This is a genomic window from Microbispora sp. H10885 (genome assembly GCF_014161415.1).
In the GTDB taxonomy this organism is placed as follows: domain Bacteria; phylum Actinomycetota; class Actinomycetes; order Streptosporangiales; family Streptosporangiaceae; genus Microbispora; species Microbispora triticiradicis.
Window position 1 is genome coordinate 52,575 of the sequence record NZ_JABBWY010000012.1, and the last position, 19,358, is coordinate 71,932.

At 71.2% G+C, this 19,358-nt stretch carries 14 protein-coding genes; 7 read left to right on the plus strand and 7 right to left on the minus strand.

What is annotated here, in order from left to right; all coding sequences use genetic code 11:
- Window positions 1–315 precede the first annotated feature (315 nt).
- Window positions 316–930, plus strand: a complete 615-nt coding sequence (locus HHX37_RS28850) for a DUF305 domain-containing protein (protein WP_182887493.1) — start codon at window positions 316–318, stop codon at window positions 928–930.
- Window positions 931–957: 27 nt separating this feature from the next.
- Here HHX37_RS28850 and HHX37_RS28855 read toward each other — a convergent pair whose 3' ends face one another.
- Window positions 958–1,584, minus strand: coding sequence for a hypothetical protein (locus tag HHX37_RS28855; RefSeq protein ID WP_182887494.1), 627 nt, complete (start codon window positions 1,582–1,584; stop codon window positions 958–960).
- 157 nt (window positions 1,585–1,741) lie between these two features.
- On the opposite strand from HHX37_RS28855, the gene HHX37_RS28860 reads away from it, so the two are divergent.
- The 5 genes from HHX37_RS28860 to treZ all read left to right on the plus strand — a co-directional run bounded on the left by HHX37_RS28860 (window position 1,742) and on the right by treZ (window position 10,472).
- Window positions 1,742–2,425, plus strand: a complete 684-nt coding sequence (locus HHX37_RS28860) for a response regulator transcription factor (protein WP_117409967.1) — start codon at window positions 1,742–1,744, stop codon at window positions 2,423–2,425.
- Window positions 2,426–2,446: 21 nt separating this feature from the next.
- Window positions 2,447–3,781 (plus strand): sensor histidine kinase, encoded by a 1,335-nt coding sequence (locus HHX37_RS28865; protein ID WP_117409968.1) that lies wholly within the window; start codon window positions 2,447–2,449, stop codon window positions 3,779–3,781.
- Between the two features lie 440 nt (window positions 3,782–4,221).
- Entirely contained in the window at window positions 4,222–6,378 is a 2,157-nt protein-coding gene (gene glgX, locus HHX37_RS28870; RefSeq protein ID WP_182882671.1) for a glycogen debranching protein GlgX, read from the plus strand.
- 137 nt (window positions 6,379–6,515) lie between these two features.
- Window positions 6,516–8,726, plus strand: coding sequence for a malto-oligosyltrehalose synthase (treY, locus tag HHX37_RS28875; protein WP_310740576.1), 2,211 nt, complete (start codon window positions 6,516–6,518; stop codon window positions 8,724–8,726).
- Between the two features lie 48 nt (window positions 8,727–8,774).
- A complete protein-coding gene (gene treZ, locus HHX37_RS28880) occupies window positions 8,775–10,472 on the plus strand; it encodes a malto-oligosyltrehalose trehalohydrolase (protein WP_182887495.1) in 1,698 nt (565 codons plus the stop codon).
- 20 nt (window positions 10,473–10,492) lie between these two features.
- Here treZ and HHX37_RS28885 read toward each other — a convergent pair whose 3' ends face one another.
- The 4 genes from HHX37_RS28885 to HHX37_RS28900 form a co-directional block, all read right to left on the minus strand.
- Complete coding sequence (locus HHX37_RS28885) at window positions 10,493–11,182, minus strand: FkbM family methyltransferase (protein WP_182887496.1); 690 nt, start codon at window positions 11,180–11,182, stop codon at window positions 10,493–10,495.
- A gap of 22 nt (window positions 11,183–11,204) precedes the next feature.
- The gene (locus HHX37_RS28890; RefSeq protein ID WP_182887497.1) at window positions 11,205–12,461 is read right to left on the minus strand and encodes a hypothetical protein; all 1,257 of its coding nucleotides are present in this window, start codon (window positions 12,459–12,461) and stop codon (window positions 11,205–11,207) included.
- Complete coding sequence (locus HHX37_RS28895; RefSeq protein WP_182887498.1) at window positions 12,458–13,651, minus strand: hypothetical protein; 1,194 nt, start codon at window positions 13,649–13,651, stop codon at window positions 12,458–12,460. Before HHX37_RS28895 ends, HHX37_RS28890 begins: the two co-directional genes overlap by 4 nt.
- 157 nt (window positions 13,652–13,808) lie before the next feature.
- Window positions 13,809–14,300 (minus strand): hypothetical protein, encoded by a 492-nt coding sequence (locus HHX37_RS28900; RefSeq protein WP_182882676.1) that lies wholly within the window; start codon window positions 14,298–14,300, stop codon window positions 13,809–13,811.
- A gap of 148 nt (window positions 14,301–14,448) precedes the next feature.
- On the opposite strand from HHX37_RS28900, the gene HHX37_RS28905 reads away from it, so the two are divergent.
- Entirely contained in the window at window positions 14,449–16,452 is a 2,004-nt protein-coding gene (locus tag HHX37_RS28905) for an N-6 DNA methylase (protein WP_310740577.1), read from the plus strand.
- A gap of 101 nt (window positions 16,453–16,553) precedes the next feature.
- Here HHX37_RS28905 and HHX37_RS28910 read toward each other — a convergent pair whose 3' ends face one another.
- Together HHX37_RS28910 and katG are read right to left on the minus strand one after the other, a co-directional pair.
- On the minus strand, window positions 16,554–16,898 hold the full coding sequence (locus HHX37_RS28910; RefSeq protein ID WP_182887499.1) for a hypothetical protein: 345 nt from the start codon (window positions 16,896–16,898) through the stop codon (window positions 16,554–16,556).
- Between the two features lie 219 nt (window positions 16,899–17,117).
- Window positions 17,118–19,349 (minus strand): catalase/peroxidase HPI, encoded by a 2,232-nt coding sequence (katG, locus tag HHX37_RS28915; RefSeq protein WP_182887500.1) that lies wholly within the window; start codon window positions 19,347–19,349, stop codon window positions 17,118–17,120.
- Between the last annotated feature and the right edge of the window lie 9 nt (window positions 19,350–19,358).

Sequence of the window (19,358 nt, forward strand, 5' to 3'; positions counted from 1 at the left end):
GCTTGGGGTAGTCAAAGTTCGCTTTGACCCCGTATGTCCACCTTGTCCGTAAATCTGAGTAAATGTGCCGTAAAGCGGACGGCTCAGCGGGTGGTGGACGCCCGTAACAGCATGGTGACGGTGGCGGTATGGCGGTAGGGTCCTCCGCCAGGAACCAGGGCCGGTGCGGCGCAGGGTCGGCGGCGACCCGAGCCGGAAGCCCACGCCCGGTCCCGGTGGCCGTGCCCGCCGTCCCCCAGCCCCAACCCGAAAGGCTCTCCAGTGACGACCGCCCCCCGCCGTCCGCTCCCTGTAAACCCCGGCCTGACGGGCGCGATGACCGCCGTGCTCGCGATGGCCCTCCTCGCCGGTTGCGGAGGGGCCGACGGCGCCTCCCCCTCTCCGGCCCCCGCCCCGGCCTCGGCGGCCGCCGCCGGGCCCTCGAACGACGCGACCGTCACCGCCACGCCGGCCGAGCCGGGCGCCACGGACGCGCCGGCCGATCACAACGCCGCCGACGTGGCGTTCGCCGGCCGGATCATCCCGCACCACCTCCAGGCCGTCGATCTGGCCACGCTCGCCCAGTCGCGGGCCGGCGACCCCTGGGTCAGGGACATGGCGTCGCGGATCCTCTCGGCCCGCGACACCGACATCCGCACGCTGAAGGGCTGGCTCGACATGTGGGGCGCCGAGCCGCTGCCGCGCGACCACAAGATGCCCGGCATGCAGACGCGGGCCGAGATCGACGCCCTCGCCAAGCTGAGCGGCCCCGCCTTCGACAAGCGGTTCACGACCCTCATGATCAAGCATGACGGCGGGGCGATCGCGATCGCCGGCGTCGAGCAGAAGAAGGGCGCGTTCGACGGCGGGAAGGCGCTGGCCACGGCCATCTCCACGGCCCTGTCCGCCGAGGTCAAGGAGCTGAAGGAGTACCTCGCCAAGCTGAAGTGACCCCCGGCCGCCCGGCCGGGCCCCCGCTCAGCGCTCGTACGTGTCGAGCCTGGGCGGCAGGGCGTTCCACGCGCAGAACGCCGACGACTCGTGCACCTCCCGGAGGAACGCGACGCGCAGCCACTGCTCCTCCTCCCAGACCTTGACCTGGTAGCCGTCGTTCGGCGTCGCCGTGACGACCCGGCAGTCCCGTGAGGTGACGGCGATCGTCGCCCGCCCGCCCTTCAGGGTGAACGTGTGCAGGGTCTCCTCCGCCGGGTCGCGGCGCGGCCGGGCGCTCGGCGGAGGAGGGGCCGATCCCGCCGGATCCTCCGGACGGCCGGCGCGGGCCGTGGGAGAGGACCGGGCCGTCCGCGACGGGGTGGCGGTCGCGTTCCGCCGCGCCGGACGCGGCGTCGGTGACAACGACCGTGACAGGGACGGGGACGGAGAGGGCGGGCCGGGTGTGGCGGCCGCGTCCGGATCGGTCCCCGGATCGGCGGACGGAAGCGCCGCGTAGGCGGTGACCGGGGCGGCGACGGCCACCACCGGGGCGAGGGGGGCGTCGTCCAGGACCGCGCTGCGCAGCACGTCGCGCACGCCCAGCCAGGACACGCCGACGGCCAGTGCGGTGGCCCCGCACCAGGCGATCGTGTAACCGGTGGCCCGTCTCATGTGGCCGCTCACTCTATCTCGTGTCCTGAGCCCATGCCTTGACTGATTTCGGATGATCTCAATGGACATAAGGGCGGGGCATATCTCCCTTGATCCGCATCTTCCGCATCGCTCTTCGGCGGACGCGACGGGGGTGAAGAGTGTACGTTTCTGCCCCATGGCGACCGTTCTGGTGGTGGAGGACGACGAGTTCGTCCGTTCCGCGATCATCCGCGACCTGACGGGGCGCAGCCACGCCGTCCGCAGCGCGGGCCGGGCGCTCGACGCCCTGCGGGAGATCGCCCACGTCGCCCCCGACGTGGTGATCCTCGACCTGGGGCTGCCCGACCTCGACGGCGCCGAGGCCCTGAAGATGCTCCGGGCGATCTCCGACGTGCCGGTCATCGTCGCCACCGCGCGCGACGACGAGGCGCAGATCGTCCGCCTGCTGCGCGACGGCGCGGACGACTACCTGGTCAAACCGTTCTCCGGCGACCACCTCAACGCCCGGCTCGAGGCCGTGCTGCGGCGGGCCAGGCCGGGGGCGCCGGCGTCGGTCGTCAAGGTCGGCGGCCTGGTCGTCGACGCCGACCGCCGGGAGGCGCGGCTCGACGGGGTGCCGCTCGACCTCACCCGCAGGGAGTTCGACCTGCTGGCCTACCTCGCCGCCCGCCCCGACCGCGTGATCTCGCGCAGGCAGCTGCTGGCCGAGGTGTGGCGGCAGTCGTACGGGGACGACCAGACGATCGACGTGCATCTGTCGTGGCTGCGGCGCAAGCTCGGCGAGAGCGCCTCGCGGCCCCGCTACCTGCACACCGTGCGGGGTGTCGGCGTACGTCTCAGTCCTCCCGCAGAGGCCTGAGGGCCGGCGGCGGGAGAGGCGGTGCGACGGAGCCTGGCCCTGGTGGCGGTCGCCGTGACGGCGATGGTCGCGCTGGCCTTCCTCATCCCGCTGGCCGTGGGGGTCATGGAGATCGCGGAGAGCCGGGCGCTGGCGGACGCCGAACGGCAGGCCGCCACGATCGTGCCCGCCCTGGTGATCACCGACGACGTGGCCGCGCTCGAACGCGCGCTGGCCAGCACGCCGGCCGGGGTCTCGCGCCTGGCCGTCCACCTGTCCGGCGGGCGGACCGTCGGCCGCTCCCGCGTCGGCCCCGCCGACGTGGCGAACGCGGCGGAACGGGCCAGGACGGTGCCGGTCGCCAAGGGATACGTCCTGCTCAGGCCGGTCGCGCTGGGCGGCGGCCGGAGCGCCGTCATCGAGGCGTACGCGCCCGAGGCGGACGCCAGGAAGGGGGTCTCCACCTCGTGGGCCGTGCTGACCGGCGTCGCCGTCGCGCTGGTGGTGGGGTCGGTGGTGGTGGCCGACCGGCTCGGGGCCCGGGTGGTCCGGGCCGCCCGGCGGCTCGGGCAGGCCGCCGCCGCGCTCGGCGCGGGCGACCTCTCGGTCCGGATCATCCCCGACGGCCCGCCCGAGCTGGTGGCCGCCGGGCACGCCTTCAACACGATGGCCGACCAGGTGGCAGTGCTGCTCGCGGCCGAGCGTGAGCTCGCCGCCGACCTGTCGCACCGGCTGCGCACCCCGCTCACCGCGCTGCGGCTCAACCTCGGCGGCAGCGGCCCGGAGGCCGAGCAGCAGCGCAAGCTGGCGATCGACCGGCTCGAACACGCGATCGACGAGATCATCGAGGCGTCCCGGCGGCCCTCCCGCCGGGCCGTGCCCGCGGGCTGCGACGCCGCGCTCGTGCTGTGCGAACGGCTCGCCTTCTGGTCGGCGCTGGCCGAGGACCAGGGGCGGCCGTGGCAGCTCGTCGGCGCCGACGAGACCACCCCCGTGCCGGTCGCCGCCGCCGACCTCGGCGCGGTGGTCGACGCGCTGCTCGGCAACGTCTTCCGGCACACCCCGCAGGGCACCGCCTTCCGCGTCACCCTGCACCGGGGGAGCGGGATCGTGGGCGTCCTCGTCGCGGACGCGGGCCCGGGCATCCCCGATCCGGAGAAGGCGCTGCGGCGGGGCAACAGCGGGGCGGGCTCCACCGGCCTGGGGCTCGACATCGCCCGCCGCCTCGCGGAGTCGACGGGCGGCGGGGTACGCGTCGAGCCCTCGGCGCTCGGCGGCACCGGCGTCAACCTGTGGCTGCGCACCGACGGCCGCGCTCCCCGCCGCGGCCTGCTGCGCCGCGCCCGAGGGGGCGCGGCCGCCTCGCCGGTCCGATGACCAGCCGGTTTCCGGTGTCCGTAACCCCGCCAGGGGGAAGACACATCGGGAAGGACCGTTAATAAGCGGGTCGATCCAGGGCCGGTGCGGGCCCCCGCGACTGCGGTGGGTGACCGGCCGGGAGACTCCGTACGGACGGCGGACGGGTGAGGTGTCCCACATTCGGCGAGTACGGCCAGCTAGCGGCGTTGGCGTCCGGAACGGGCGGCGCTTTGCTCGCCGATGGCCGGTTCACCCCTTTGCCATACACGCAGTTAACGTGGCGCGACTGTCGGAGCCTTTTGCGGGCAGGCACGATGTCTTGTGAACGACACTCAGCATCACGATCGGGTGAGCGGCCGTCCCGGACGGGACCGGACCGGGAACGATCGCGAAAATAGAGCCGGTGGACTCCGGGGGCTTCCCGGCAGGACCGCCGAGCCGGACGGCGAGGAGGTCCAGTGAGGGAGATCTGGCCAGGGGATTCCTATCCTCTCGGGGCGACGTACGACGGCGCGGGCACCAACTTTTCACTCTTCAGCGAGGTGGCCGAGCGGGTCGAGCTGTGCCTGTTCGACGACGAGGGCAACGAGGAGCGCGTGTCGCTGGCCGAGGTCGACGGCTTCGTCTGGCACTGCTACCTGCCGGGCGTCGGCCCGGGCCAGCGGTACGGCTACCGCGTCCACGGGCCCTACTCACCCGCCGAGGGCCTGCGGTGCAACCCCAACAAGCTGCTGATCGACCCGTACGCCAAGGCGGTGGAGGGCTCGGTCAACTGGGACCAGGCGGTGTACGGCTACCGCTTCGGCGAGCCGGACAGCCGGGACGACAGCGACTCGGCGGCGTACGTGCCGCGGTCGGTGGTCGTCAACCCGTTCTTCGGGTGGGGGCACGACCGTCCCCCGGCCACGCCGTACCACGACACGGTGCTGTACGAGGCGCACGTGCGCGGCCTGACGATCACCCACCCCAAGATCCCGGACCGCATCCGCGGCACGTACGCGGCGCTCGGCCACCCGGAGATCATCGATCACCTGACCGCGCTCGGGGTCACCGCGATCGAGCTGATGCCGGTCCACCAGTTCGTGACCGACCACATGCTGGAGAAGCGGGGGCTGGCCAACTACTGGGGCTACAACACGATCGGCTTCTTCGCGCCGCACAACGCGTACTCGAGCTCGGGCCAGCGCGGCGGGCAGGTGCTGGAGTTCAAGGCGATGGTGAAGGCCCTGCACGAGGCCGGCATCGAGGTGATCCTCGACGTCGTCTACAACCACACCGCCGAGGGCAACCACCTGGGCCCGACCCTGTCCATGCGGGGCATCGACAACGCCAACTACTACCGGCTGGTCGAGGACGACCGCCGCTACTACATGGACACCACCGGCACCGGCAACAGCCTGCTCATGCGCAGCCCGCACGCGCTCCAGCTGATCATGGACTCGCTGCGCTACTGGGTGCGGGACATGCACGTGGACGGGTTCCGCTTCGACCTCGCGGCGTCGCTGGCCCGTGAGCTGCACGAGGTCGACCGGCTGAGCGCGTTCTTCGACCTCGTCCAGCAGGACCCGGTGCTGTCGCAGGTCAAGCTCATCGCCGAGCCGTGGGACGTCGGCCCGGGGGGCTACCAGGTCGGCAACTTCCCGGCCCGCTGGACCGAGTGGAACGGCCGCTACCGCGACACGATCCGCGACCTGTGGCGCGGCGAGCCCGCCGCGCTGCCCGAGTTCGCGAGCCGCCTGACCGGGTCGAGCGACCTCTACCAGGACGACAGCCGCCGCCCCGCCGCGTCGATCAACTTCGTCACCTGCCACGACGGCTTCCCCCTGCAGGACCTGGTGTCCTACAACGGCAAGCACAACGAGGCCAACGGCGAGGACAACCGCGACGGCGCGGACGACAACAGGTCCTGGAACTGCGGCGTCGAGGGCCCGGCGACCGGCCCGGTCGCGCAGCTGCGCGAGCGGCAGAAGCGCAACTTCCTGGCCACGCTGTTCCTGTCGCAGGGCGTGCCGATGCTGTCGCACGGCGACGAGATCGGCCGCACCCAGCAGGGCAACAACAACGCCTACTGCCAGGACAACGAGATCAGCTGGGTCGACTGGGGCGCCGTGCTGGAGGCCGGGGCCACCGCCGAGGAGGACGCGGGGACGGTCGAGAGGCGACAGCTTCTCGAGTTCACCCGGCGCCTCGCCCGGCTGCGCCGCGACCACCCCGTCTTCCGGCGCCGCCGCTTCTTCTACGGCCGTCCCGTGCGCGGCTCCCACGACGAGCTCAGCGACATCGCCTGGCTCACCCCGTCGGGCACCGAGATGACCGACGCCGACTGGACGAACGGCTACGCCAAGGCGCTGGCGGTCTTCCTCAACGGCGACGCGATCACCGAGCCCGACAGCAGGGGCAGGCGGATCGCCGACGACTCGTTCCTCCTGCTGTTCAACGCCCACCACGAGATGCTCAAGTTCACCGTGCCGAAGAACTACGGCGAGCTGTGGTGCACCGAGCTGGACACGGCGATGCCCGGGCAGAGCGAGTCGCGGATGTGCCGGGCCGGTGAGGCGGTGCCGGTCACCGGCCGGTCGGTGCGGGTCCTGCGCCGCGTCCGCCGTACGTCGTGACGGCCTGGACGAGAACGGTCTGACCAGCGAGGACGGCCGATTAGAGTGCCGATGGTGTGAGCCGCCGGGCAGGCGGGCAAGAACGGTCACTGCCCGGCGGTTCTCCACGCCGGGAACGTGTTTCGAAGGGCGGTCCAGTGAGTTCTACCTACCGCGTGCAACTGACGCCTGACTTCGGTTTCGCGCAGGCCGCCGGCCTCGTCGGATATCTCCGGGAGCTGGGCGCCGGCCACCTCTACCTCTCGCCGATCCTGCAGGCGTGCCGCGAGTCCCTGCACGGCTACGACGTGACCGACCACACCCGCGTACGCGAGGAGTTCGGCGGCGAGGAGGGACTGCGGGCGCTGGCGGCCGAGGGCATGCCGCTGGTGTCCGACATCGTGCCCAACCACATGACCGTGCCGGTGCCGGAGTCGGACAACGCGCGGCTGTGGGCGGCACTGCGGGACGGCCCGGGGTCGCCGGCCTCCCGGTGGTTCGACTTCCAGTGGCCGGTCACCCTGCCGCTGCTCGGCGACGACGCCGACGAGGCGCTCCGGGTCGAACGCGGCGTGGACGGTCGGGTGCTGCGCTACCACGACCACGCGTTCCCGATCAGGCCCGGCACAGAGCACCTGCCGCTGCCGGACCTGCTGGAGGCCCAGCACTACCGGCTGGCCCACTGGCGGGAGAGCCCCGGCTACCGGCGGTTCTTCGACGTGTCCTCGCTGATGGGCCTGCGGGTGGAGGACCCCGAGGTCTTCCAGGAGACCCACGCCGTGACCTTCCGCCTCATCGAGGAAGGCGTGATCCACGGGCTGCGCGTCGACCACCCCGACGGCCTGGCCGACCCCCGCGGCTACCTCCGGTGGCTGCGCCCGCACGTGCCGGGCCCGCTGTGGGTGGAGAAGATCCTCATCGACGGCGAGCGGCTGCCCGCCGACTGGCCGTGCGACGGCACCACCGGCTACGACGCGCTCAACATGATCACCCGGCTGTTCGTGGACCCGGCGGGCCGCGACGCGCTGGTCGAGACCTTCGGCCGCCACACCGGCGTGCGCGACGACTACGAGACCGTGCGTCACGACGCCAAGAAGCACGTCATCGACCTGTTCTTCCGCGGGGAGGTCGACCGGCTGACCACCGACCTCGGCGACCCGGCGCTGCGCGAGGCCGTCGTGGAGCTGCTGGCCGCGATGCCCGTCTACCGGGCGTACGTGAACCCGGGTGAGCGGCCGTCCGCCGACGCGCAGGCGATCGTCGCGGAGGCGGCCCGGCTCGCCGCCGGCCGCGCCGACCCCGACGCGGTGGCCAAGGCCGCCGACCTGGTCCTGTACGGCCCGCCGGACGCGGTCACCCGCTTCCAGCAGACCTGTGGGCCCGTCATGGCCAAGGGCGTGGAGGACACCGCGCTCTACCGGTGGTATCCGCTGGCCTGCCTCAACGAGGTGGGCGGGGAGCCCGACCGGTTCGGGGTCTCGCCGGCCGAGTTCCACGAGTTCTGCGCCGGGCTGCCGCCGCGGACGATGACCACGCTGTCCACCCACGACACCAAGCGGTCGGAGGACGTGCGCGCCCGTCTCGCGGTGCTCTCGGAGATGCCCGAGGAGTGGACGATGGCCGTCGACTCCTGGTCGGCGGCCGTGTCGTTCGACCCCCGGCTCGACTACCTCGCCTGGCAGTCGCTGATGGCGGCCTGGCCGATCAGCCTGGACCGTTTCACCGACTACCTGCTCAAGGCGGCCAGGGAGGCCAAGACCGCCATCTCCTGGGTCGACCCGGACCCGGCGTACGAGGAGGGGATCAGGGACTTCGCCCGGCGGGCGATCGACGCCTGCGGTTACTCGGTCGCCTCGTTCACCGAGGTCGTCGACCGGTACGCCCGGGTCAACTCGCTCGGGCAGAAGGCCGTCCAGCTCCTGATGCCGGGCATCCCGGACGTCTACCAGGGCAACGAGATCACCGACTTCTCGCTGGTGGACCCGGACAACCGGCGGCCGGTGGACTTCGAGCGCCGCCGCCGGCTGCTCGCCGAGCCCGACGACAGCTGGGACGGCCAGAAGATCCGGGTCACCGCCGCCGCGCTCGGCCTGCGGGGACGGCTCGACCCCGAGGCGCCGTACGCGCCGATCGAGGCGGGGGAGCACGCGGTCGCGTTCACCAGGGGCGTTCCCGGGCGGGGAACGGCCGCGGCCGTGGTCGCGACCCGGCTGCCGGCCGGGCTGGAGCGCCGGGGCGGCTGGGGGAGTGAGAAGATCACGCTGCCGCCGGGACGCTGGCGTGACCTGCTCACCGGGGCGGAGCACACCGGGGAGGTGCGGATGGCCGACCTGCTGTCCGTTCATCCGGTCGCGATTCTCGAAGCGTGATCAGCAGGGCTGGTCAGCAGGGGCTTGGTCGGTAAGGGGAGAAGAGGCATGTTCGAGGTCTGGGCGCCGGGGGCGGCGCGGGTCGAGGTCGAGTACGAGGGCGCCCGGCACGCGATGTCGCCGGGCGAGGGCGGCTGGTGGACCGCGCCCGGTGACGAGCACGACCGCGACTACGCCTTCCACGTGGACGGCGAGGGTCCCTTCCCCGACCCCAGGACCCGGCGGCAGCCGTACGGCGTGAACGGCCCTAGCCGGGTCTACCACCAGGACAGGTTCGCCTGGACCGACCAGGACTGGCGCGGCCGGGACCTGCGCGGCGGGGTGATCTACGAGCTGCACGTCGGCACGTTCTCGCCCGAGGGCACCTTCCAGGGGGTGGCCGACCGGCTCGGCCACCTCGTGGACCTCGGCGTCGACTTCGTCGAGCTCATGCCGGTCCCGCCCGTCCCGGGCACCCGCAACTGGGGCTACGACGGCGTGGAGCTGTACGCGGTCTTCGAGGAGTACGGCGGGCCGGACGGGTTGCAGAGCCTGGTGAACGCCTGTCACCGGGCCGGTCTCGGCGTGATCCTCGACGTCGTCTACAACCACCTCGGGCCGTCGGGCAACTACCTGGCCAAGTTCGGGCCGTACTTCCACGACGCGAAGGGGTCCTACTGGGGCGACGCGGTCAACCTGGACGGATACGGCTCGGACGGGGTGCGGCGCTACTTCATCGAGAACGCCCTGCAGTGGCTGCGCGACTACCACGTCGACGGACTGCGCGTCGACGCCGTGCACGCGCTGCACGACAAGCGCGCCGTCCACTTCCTGGAGGAGCTGTCGGTGGAGGTCGACGCGCTGTCCACCGCGGTGGGCCGTCCGCTCACGCTCGTCGCCGAGTCGGACCTCAACGACCCCCGCATGGTCACGCCGCGCGAGGCGGGCGGCCTCGGCATGCACGCGAGCTGGAACGACGACGTCCACCACGCCATCCACGCGAACGTCACCGGGGAGACGAACGCCTACTACGGCGACTTCGGCACGCTGTCGTCCCTGGCCAAGGTGCTCACCTCCGGATATTTCCATGACGGCACCTATTCGTCCTTCCGGGGCCGCTCGCACGGCCGTCCGGCGGCCGGGATCCCGGGGCACCGGTTCGTCTGCTGCGCGCAGAACCACGACCAGATCGGCAACCGGCCCGAGGGCGACCGCATGCGGCCCGACCAACTCCGCCTGGCCTCCGGCCTGCTGCTGACCTCGCCGTTCACGCCGATGCTGTTCATGGGCGAGGAGTGGGGCGCCACGACGCCGTTCTACTTCTTCACCGACCACTTCGAGCGGCACCTCGCCGAGGGCGAGGGCGAGCGGCGCAGGAAGGAGTTCGAGGGCTTCGGCTACGACTGGAAGGCCCCCGAGCCGGGCGAGGAGGACACCTTCCTGCGGTCCAAGCTCGACTGGGAGGAGCTGTCGAAGGACGAGCACGCCTCCCTGCTGGGCTGGTACCGCGCCCTGATCGCCCTGCGCAGGTCACATTCCGACCTCACCGACCCCCGGATGGACCGGGTTCGGGTCGACGTGGACGAGGAGCGCCGGGTCGTGGTGATCGAGCGCGGCTCGCTGCGGGTCGCCGCCAACCTCGCCTTCGACCCGGTCTCCGTACGGCTCGCCGCGTCGCGCCTCCTGCTCGCCTCCGACGAGTCGGCCCGCCTGACCGATCACGTCCTCGACCTGCCGGCGCGTTCCCTGGCCGTCGCCGAGATCTGAGAGCCGGGCCGGGGCGGGGATCAGGACGAGCGGGGGCGTCCGCGGACCGGCGACGCCCGTGATCGCCACACCCCGCCCCCGCTCCGGGACACCACCGACCGGTGCGCGTAGACGTCGTCGCAGCCCAGCTCGGCGACGCGCAGATAGCCGTGCCGCGCCAGCAGCTCGTGGATGGGGCGGCGCTGGGGCCCCCAGTTGTGCTCCACCGTCAGCATCCGCAGCAGGTATCGGCCGAAGGGGAACGTGCGGAGGATCGCCAGCTCGGAACCCTCGGTGTCCAGGCTCCAGTAGTCGATCACACGGGGAGCGTCGAACTGCCGCAACAGCGAGCCGACCGTCCGGCACGGCACGACCGTCGCGGGCATCGGCGCGTCGTCCGGCAGGTCCAGGGCCCGGCGCACGTACGGGATCAGCTGCGGGGAGTACTCGCCGGGGATCCCGCCGATGGTGCCCGCCTCCACGAACTCCACCGTGCCGTCGTGGTCGTACAGGCAGCAGTTCACGCAGAGGCAGCGGCGGTTCGCCGTCAGCTCCGCGTAGTAGTGCGGATTGGGCTCGACGCAGATTCCCGTCCAGCCGTATTCCTGCTCCAGCAGCCTGGTGTTGCTGCATCGGACCCCATTCGAGGCGCCCGAATCCAGGAAGTATCCCGCCCGCTTGTGCCCTAGGGCGGCGAGCACGTAGGCGTCCTGGCCATGTTGTGACGTCACCTTGCGACGTCACCTTGCGACGTCAACGTCCCGCTCGCCGCCGGGTCAGCGCGTTGGAGCGCCACGCCGGACGGTAGGGGAGCTGGTTCGGCGTCGCCTGCCGCGACAGGCTGGGGTGGTGGACGTCGTCGGCCCGTTCGCCGTAGAGCATGGTGATGTTCACTCTGCGGTTCTCGTAACCGGGCCGGAAGCGCACCTCGGCGGTCGCGTGGAACAGGTCGGAGTTGAAGATGATCGCCCGGTTGGCGCGGTACGGAATCCGCACCGCCTCAGCCTTCCGCTGGGCCAGGAAGGGCTTGATCAGGTCCTGGCGGCCGTTGTACATGTGGAAGTTCCAGTCGGGCGGCGCGTCGACCCCGTACACGATCAGGCCGCCGCTGCTCTCGTCCAGGTTGGCCTCCGACGGTGTGATCCAGAAGTTCACGTTGACCGCGGCGAAGTCGGCGTGCGTCGTGGTGTCACCGGGCAGGTAGTCCTTGTTCTTGAATCCCCACAGCTGGCGGAGCGGATAGGGGCCGAGCACCTGCGGCAGCGTGCCGCGGAGTTCCTCCGCGACCTGCAGGAGCAGCGGGCAGTTGAAGCCGTCGTGGAAGAACGCCCCGAGCCGGCCGTTCGCGTAGCGGTTGCCGAACCAGACCGTCGACCCGAGGCAGAAGCGCCGGACGGCGTCCAGCGCGGCCGGGGAGAGGAAGTCGTCCACGACTACCAGCCCGGCACGACTGGCCAGGTAGCGTTCGGTGACCTCCCGACCGTTCCACGAAGCCGACAGCGCCCGCGGTAGGCGCGGCGCCGGTTGCAGCGTGACGATGCGGTTGAAGACGTCCCCTATCGCCGCCTCCGCCTGCTCGTCGAACGGCACGTGCTGGTCGGGATCGACGCCGGCTTCCAGCAGGCGGTCGGCCGTGTCCGCGTAGGCCTGGACGACCGCCCCGAACTCGCCGCCCAGGATGCCCGACTCCAGCAGGTAGGTGAACTGCTCGATGTCGTGCCGCAACTTGTGGATCGTGATGAAACGGTTGACCGGGCGCGTGGCGCCGTCCGCGCTCCGGACGGGGAACCACCGGCTGCCCCGGCGGATGGACGCCAGCAGGTGCGCGAACTCGCCCGCGAGCGTGAGATCCGTGGACCGCATCAGTTCGCCGGTCTGTTCGGACAGCCAGCCCAGGTCGTCGTCGGAGAAGTCCGCGCCTGACCACAGCGCGAAGGCCTCGCTCTGGTGGCCGGCTTCCAGCAGTGCCCGGGTCGTCTGTCGCAGGGAGCCGGTGCCGGTGGTGGTCATCCGCCGCCCCCGATCTCGTCGAGCACACCGGAATCGCGGAGTTGAGCGGCGAATTCACGCAGGGTTTCCAGGGTGACCTGCGCCGCGCCCGAGTCGAGGGCGTTGATGTTGAAGTGCCCGAACGTTCCCCCAAAGGTGCCACCGAATGTCCCGCCAAATGTGCCGAACGTTCCCGGGGACGTTCCGCCGAATGTCCCGGGGGACGTGCTCGGCGGCGTCAGCGTGGTGATTTGGGTGATTGACGTGATTTCGGTCGTATGGGTAATTGGGGGAAATGTGTGCTCTTCAGTGCTTCCGAAGGTGAATGTCACATCGGTGCCGGGAATGGTGGCCGGGGGGCCCGTCTCGGTGCCGGTGCCGGTGCCGGTGCCTGTTCCCGTCCCCGTCCCTGTCCCGGTGCCTGTTCCGGTTTCCGTCCCTGGCTCGGTTCCGGTTCCGGTGCTCATCTCCGTTCCAGTGCCGGTGCCGGTGCCGGTTCCGGTGCTCATCTCCGTTCCAGTGCCTGTGCCGGTTCCGGTGCTCATCTCCGTTCCGGTACCTGTGCCGGTTCCGGTGCTCATCTCCGTTCCGGTACCTGTGCCGGTTCCGGTGCTCATCTCCGTTCCAGTGCCGGTGCCTGTCCCGGTGCTCATCTCTGTGCCGGTTCCGGTGCCGGTGCTCATCTCCGTGCCGGTACCCGTGTTGGTCTCGGCGGTGACGGTGCCGGTGCCTTCCGCGGTTCCGGTGAGCTGGATTCCGGTACCGCCCTGGCCGATCCCGACGCCACCGAAGATCAGATCCTTGATCGACCTGTCCAGCGGGAAGATCGGCTGCTGCTCGGTCGCCGCTCGCATCAGGGCGAGCGCCACGTGGTGCGCGTTCGTGTCGACCACCGCGCGGGCGAACTGTGTCGCGAGCTCACCGTCCGATGGCGCGACGCCGTTCCGCTCGCCGCGGTAACGGATGATCCACTGCATCAGCTCGTCGCTGGCCAGCACGGCGTAGACGAACTGGTTGATGACGTCCGCCCGATGCCGATCGAGGGGCGCGCTCTGGACGTACTCCGAATAAATCTGCGCCGGATCGGTCACGAACTGTTCGCGGAACAGATGGTCGCCCGACATCGCGTCGAACAACGCCTGGGTGCGTCGCAGGGCCGACGCGGCTCTGAGAGGCGATTGGGGGGAGGTGCCGGATGGCTCGACGTTCATGCGTCATCTCGCATTCCGTGCCCGAAGCTCTGCCGTACTCGGCTGGCCCGGCAATATTCCCAGATTCGCCCCGACCGTGGAACTCCCTTTGCGTATCCGCCGCCGAAATGTCTCCCGGGCGGACCGGCCGATGAATTCCCTCGAAATCGAAACGCGGTCAGGCGGCCTGGGGAACGGGAAGCGAGAAGGTGACGGTGTCGGGGACCGCCGTGTAGAGCCGCCAGCTCAGGCGGTCGCGCCGGGAGGCGACGGTGACGTGCAGGCCGCATCCCGCCAGCCACCCGGCCAGGTCGGCGAAGTAGCCGTCGCCCGACCCGATCACGACCCGCTCGAAGCGCAGGTCGACCCGGTCCGTACGGGCGGCCTCGTCGAGGGCCTGGTCGGCGCCGTCGGGACCCGAGCGGACCAGCAGCTGCACGCCGCCGAGCGCGAGCCCCATGGCGACCCCGACCGGCACCAGCGCGTTGTGGTTGACCGCCACGATGAACTGGTCGAGCGGCCCGATCGGCACCGCGTGCCGGTAGGCGCCCATCGTCTGCCGCACGTCGTACGTCGTGGGCCGGGGGGACCCGGCGAGGTTCTCGATGTCCAGGAGATGGATCGCGCGTCCGCGGCGCAGCGACCTGAGTCGCGTGATGGGAGAGGTCACGATCCCTGGTCCCTTCTGTGGCGGGGCTTGCCGTCCATTGAAGCATGTGTTGACGCCATCAACCAGACTTTGACGCGACGTTGCCTGTGTCTCGGGTGTGGGTTATCGTCCCCTCTGTTCGTAGAACGGGGGGGGAAGGACGGTGGACGTGCGCCGAGACGTACACGTCACCGCGGCCGACATCGCCCGCATGGCCGGTGTGGGCCGTGCGGCGGTGAGCAACTGGCGACGCCGCCACGACGACTTCCCCCAGCCCGTGGGCGGCACGTCCACCAGCCCCGCGTTCTCGCTGGCCGAGGTCCGGGACTGGCTGCGCGGGCACGCGGAGGGCAGGGAACTGCCCCCGGACGAGTGGCTCTGGCAGGAACTGCGCACGACGGCCGACGACGACGAACTCGCCGACCTGATCGCCGACCTCGGGGCCTTCCTCGTCTACCTGCAGCACGAGGCGGACGACTGGGAGAGGCTCTCGTCCGGAGACGACGAGACGGTCGCGCGTGAGATCCCGGCCAGGGTCAGGGCCGCCTGCGCCAAGACCATCAGCGACCGGGCGTTCCCGGAGGCGCTCGCGCCGGCCCGGATGCCGCTGGTCAGGTCGATCGCCTCGCTGGCGGCGGAGCGCGGCGCGTCCGCCACCTTCGAGTTCCTGCGCGAGCGGTACTTCGAGGTGCACACCCGGCGCGTCTACTCCACCCCGGTCGAGATCGTCCTGCTCGCGCTCGACCTCGTGGGCGACCGCGTCGGCTCGGTGCTCGATCCGGCCTGTGGTTCCGGGCGCATCCTCGGCCGCGCGCTGGAGCGCTCGCCCGGGGCCCGCCTGTTCGGCCAGGACGTCGACCCGGCGTCGGCCCGGCTCACCGCCGTACGGCTCGCGCTGCGCAGCGACAACGTCCAGATCAGGGCGGGCGATTCCCTGCGCGCGGACGCCTTTCCCGGCGAACTGGTGGACGCGGTGGTGTGCAACCCGCCGTTCAACGACCGCAACTGGGGCTATGAGGAGCTGACCGCCGACCCCCGATGGGAGTACGGCCTGCCGCCGCGCGTGGAACCCGAACTCGCCTGGGTGCAGCACGCGCTCGCCCACCTCGCGCCCGGGGGCGTGGCGGTGCTGCTGATGCCGCCGGCCGTCGCCGCCCGCAGGTCCGGCCGGCGGATCAGGGCCCAGCTCCTGCGGCGCGGCGCGCTGCGCGCGGTCATCGCGCTCCCGCAGGGCGTCGTGCCCAACGTCGCGGTCGGGCTGGCGCTGTGGATCCTCCGCCAGCCGGCGGAGGGCGGCACGCCGAGCCACGTCCTGATGGTCGACACCTCGGGCAGGCAGGACGACTACGCCAGGGTGGCCGTCGAGGCGTGGCGGGAGTTCGGCGAGGGGCGCGAGCTGGACGAGCCGGAGGTGAGCCGGTCGGTCCCGCTCGTCGACCTGCTCGACGAGGACGTGGACCTCACCCCGGCCCGTTATCTGTCCACGGCCGCCGACGACGTGTCACCGGAACGCATCACCGGGGCGCGTGACCGGCTGGGCGGGCTGATCGACCGGGTCTCCGGCCTCATGCCCGGCGCCGGGGGGCGGCCGCCGGAGGACCTCGTGCTGGTCCCGCTGCCCGAGCTGGTGCGGCGGGGCATGCTCGCCCTGGGGCCCGCGGGTGTGCCGGAGGGACCGGAGCCGCCGTACGGGCTGCCCGTCCTCACCGCCGAGGACGTGATGGAGGGACGTGCGGCCACCGGGGTGCAGCGGGCCGTGGAGAAGGCGATCGTCACGCGGCCTGGTGACGTCGTGGTGCCGCAGGTCGTCGCCGCCCCGGTCGCCCGGGTCCTGACGACCGGCGACGCCCTGCTCGGCCCGTACCTCTCCCTGCTGCGGCCGGACCCGGAGGCGCTCGACCCCTACTTCCTCGCCGGGTTCGTGTGCGCGTCCATGAACGTGCGTCATTACAGCACCATGTCCTCCCGCTACCGGGTGGACGTGCGGCGCGCGGAGGTGCCGTTGCTGCCGATGGCCGAGCAGCGCCGGTACGGCGAGGCGTTCCGGCGCCTGGCGGACTTCCGCGCGGCCCTGCGCGAGGCCGCGGCGCTCGGCGAGGATCTCGCCCGCCTGGTGGCCGACGGCCTCACCCACGGAGTCGTCCGGCCGGGCGAGCCCGCCCGCCGGCCGTGAGCGGCGAACTGGAGCATCTGGCCGCGCGACTCCGCGGGGTCCACGTTCCGTAGCCCGAAGTTGCGGTGCGGTCCTCAGGGATTACCCGGTAAATCGAAAACTCACCAGCATCGAACGTAGTGGATATGGGTGAGGTGAATCCAGCCGCTGGTGTACCAGACGGGGCCCGGGTCGGTGTAGAAGTTGCCGCCGCGCCAGTCACCGTTGAACTGCGTGATGTTCACGAATCCATTCGAGCGCGTGTAGTCCTTGACCCCGGTACCCGTCCCTGCGCCGTTGTAGATGGGCATGCCGGAATCGGTGATGTACTGCCAGGTCGAGCACGCGGCGCGAGCGGGTTGTGCGGGTCCTGCCTTCGCCGCCGCAGCCGCTGGGGGCACCGTGGACACCGTGAGGCAGGCGGCGAGAACACCCAACAGGCGTTTTGACTTCCACACAGGCGTCAACCTCTCCTTTTCTGGGAGTCATGTCCTCCTGTCAATCTATAAATCACATGATCGCCGTCTGTCAACGCCTCGGCTCGCACGGTGATTCAGCCGGGCGGGATGTTCCGGGGTTGCTCGGAGGGTGCGTCATCACGACTCTGGCCGGCATGGCTGCTCGGCTGGGCTTTGGACGGAAAACGTTCAGGCCGGCCCGAGTGGGGCCGGCCTGAACGGTCGTGATCAGCGCAGGTCGAACCGGTCGAGGTTCATGACCTTGTCCCACGCCTTGACGAAGTCGGTCACGAACTTCTCCTTGGCGTCGTCGCTCGCGTAGACCTCCGCGACCGCGCGCAGCTCGGAGTTGGCGCCGAAGACGAGGTCGGCGCGGGTGCCGGTCCACTTGACCTCGCCCGTGGCGGCGTCGCGGCCCTCGAACGCGGTCTGGTCCTCGGACGTCGACTTCCACTCCGTGCCCAGGTCGAGCAGGTTGACGAAGAAGTCGTTGGTCAGCACGCCGGGGGTCTCGGTGAGGACGCCCAGCTTCGACTGCTGGTGGTTGGCGCCCAGGACGCGCAGGCCGCCGACGAGGACCGTCATCTCGGGGGCGCTGAGGTTCAGCAGGTTCGCCCGGTCGATCAGAAGGTACTCGGCGGGCAGCCGGTTGCCCTTCCCGTAGTAGTTGCGGAAGCCGTCCGCGCTCGGCTCGATCGCGGCGAACGACTCGACGTCCGTCTGCTCCTGCGACGCGTCCACGCGGCCCGGCGCGAAGGGCACCTCGACGTCGAAACCGGCGTCCTTGGCGGCCTTCTCGACGGCGGCGCATCCGGCCAGCACGATCAGGTCGGCCAGCGAGACCTGCTTGTCACCGCTCTGGGCGTTGAACTCCCGCTGGACGCCCTCCAGGGCGCTCAGCACCGTCGCGAGCTGGTCGGGGTCGTTGACCTCCCACCCGCTCTGCGGCTGGAGGCGGATGCGGCCGCCGTTCGCGCCGCCGCGCTTGTCGCTGCCGCGGAAGGACGCGGCCGCCGCCCAGGCGGTGGACACCAGCTGCGACACCGGCAGGCCGGTGGCGAGGATCCGCTCCTTGAGGGAGGCGATGTCCGCGGCCTCGACCAGCTCGTACGTCCGCTCGGGGAGCGGGTCCTGCCACAGCAGCACCTCGGACGGGACCTCCGGGCCGAGGTAACGCACGACCGGGCCCATGTCGCGATGGGTCAGCTTGTACCACGCCCGGGCGAAGGCGTCCGCGAACTCGTCGGGGTTCTCCAGGAAGCGCCGCGAGATCTGCTCGTAGATCGGGTCGAACCGGAGCGCGAGGTCGGTCGTGAGCATCTTCGGCGCCTGGCGCTTCGACGGGTCGTGGGCGTCGGGGACGGTGCCCTCGCCCGCGCCGTCCTTCGGCTTCCACTGGTTGGCGCCGGCGGGGCTCTTGGTCAGCTCCCACTCGTAGCCGAACAGGACCTCGAAGAAGCTGTTGTCCCACGTGGTCGGGGTGGGCGTCCAGGTGACCTCGAGGCCGCTGGTGATCGTGTCGCCGCCCTTGCCGGTGCCGTACGTGTTCCTCCAGCCGAGACCCTGCTGCTCGATCGGGGCGGCCTCGGGGTCGACCTCCACGTGGTCGGCCGGGCCGGCGCCGTGGGTCTTGCCGAAGGTGTGGCCTCCCGCGATCAGCGCGACCGTCTCCTCGTCGTTCATCGCCATCCGGCGGAACGTCTCACGGATGTCGCGGGCCGAGGCGAGCGGGTCGGGGTTGCCGTTCGGGCCCTCCGGGTTGACGTAGATGAGGCCCATCTGCACCGCGGCGAGGGGGTTCTCCAGCTCCCGGTCGCCGGTGTAGCGCTCGTCGCCGAGCCAGGTGGTCTCGGGACCCCAGTAGACGTCCTCCTCGGACTCCCACACGTCCGCACGGCCGCCCGCGTAGCCGAAGGTCTTGAAGCCCATCGACTCCAGCGCGACGTTGCCGGCGAGGATCATGAGGTCGGCCCAGGAGATGTTCTTGCCGTACTTCTTCTTGACCGGCCACAGCAGGCGGCGGGCCTTGTCGAGGTTGGCGTTGTCGGGCCAGCTGTTGAGCGGGGCGAAACGCTGCTGACCCGCGCCGGCGCCGCCGCGGCCGTCGCTGATGCGGTAGGTGCCCGCGCTGTGCCAGGCCATCCGGATGATGAGCGGGCCGTAGTGGCCGAAGTCGGCCGGCCACCAGTCCTGCGAGGTGGTCAGCACCTCGGCGATGTCCCGCTTCACGGCCGGGAGGTCGAGGGAGTTGAACGCCGCGGCGTAGTCGAACTCCTCGCCGAGGGGGTTGGCCACGGCGGGGTTCTTGGCGAGGATCCTCAGGTTGAGCCGCTCCGGCCACCACTGGCGGTTGCCGCCGCCCTGGGTGGGGTGCAGGGCGCGCTCGTGCGCGACCGGGCAGCCGCCGCCCTCGCCCTCCGTCTTCGGGTCGACAACGATCGCGTCATGGTTCTCAGTCATGGAAATCCT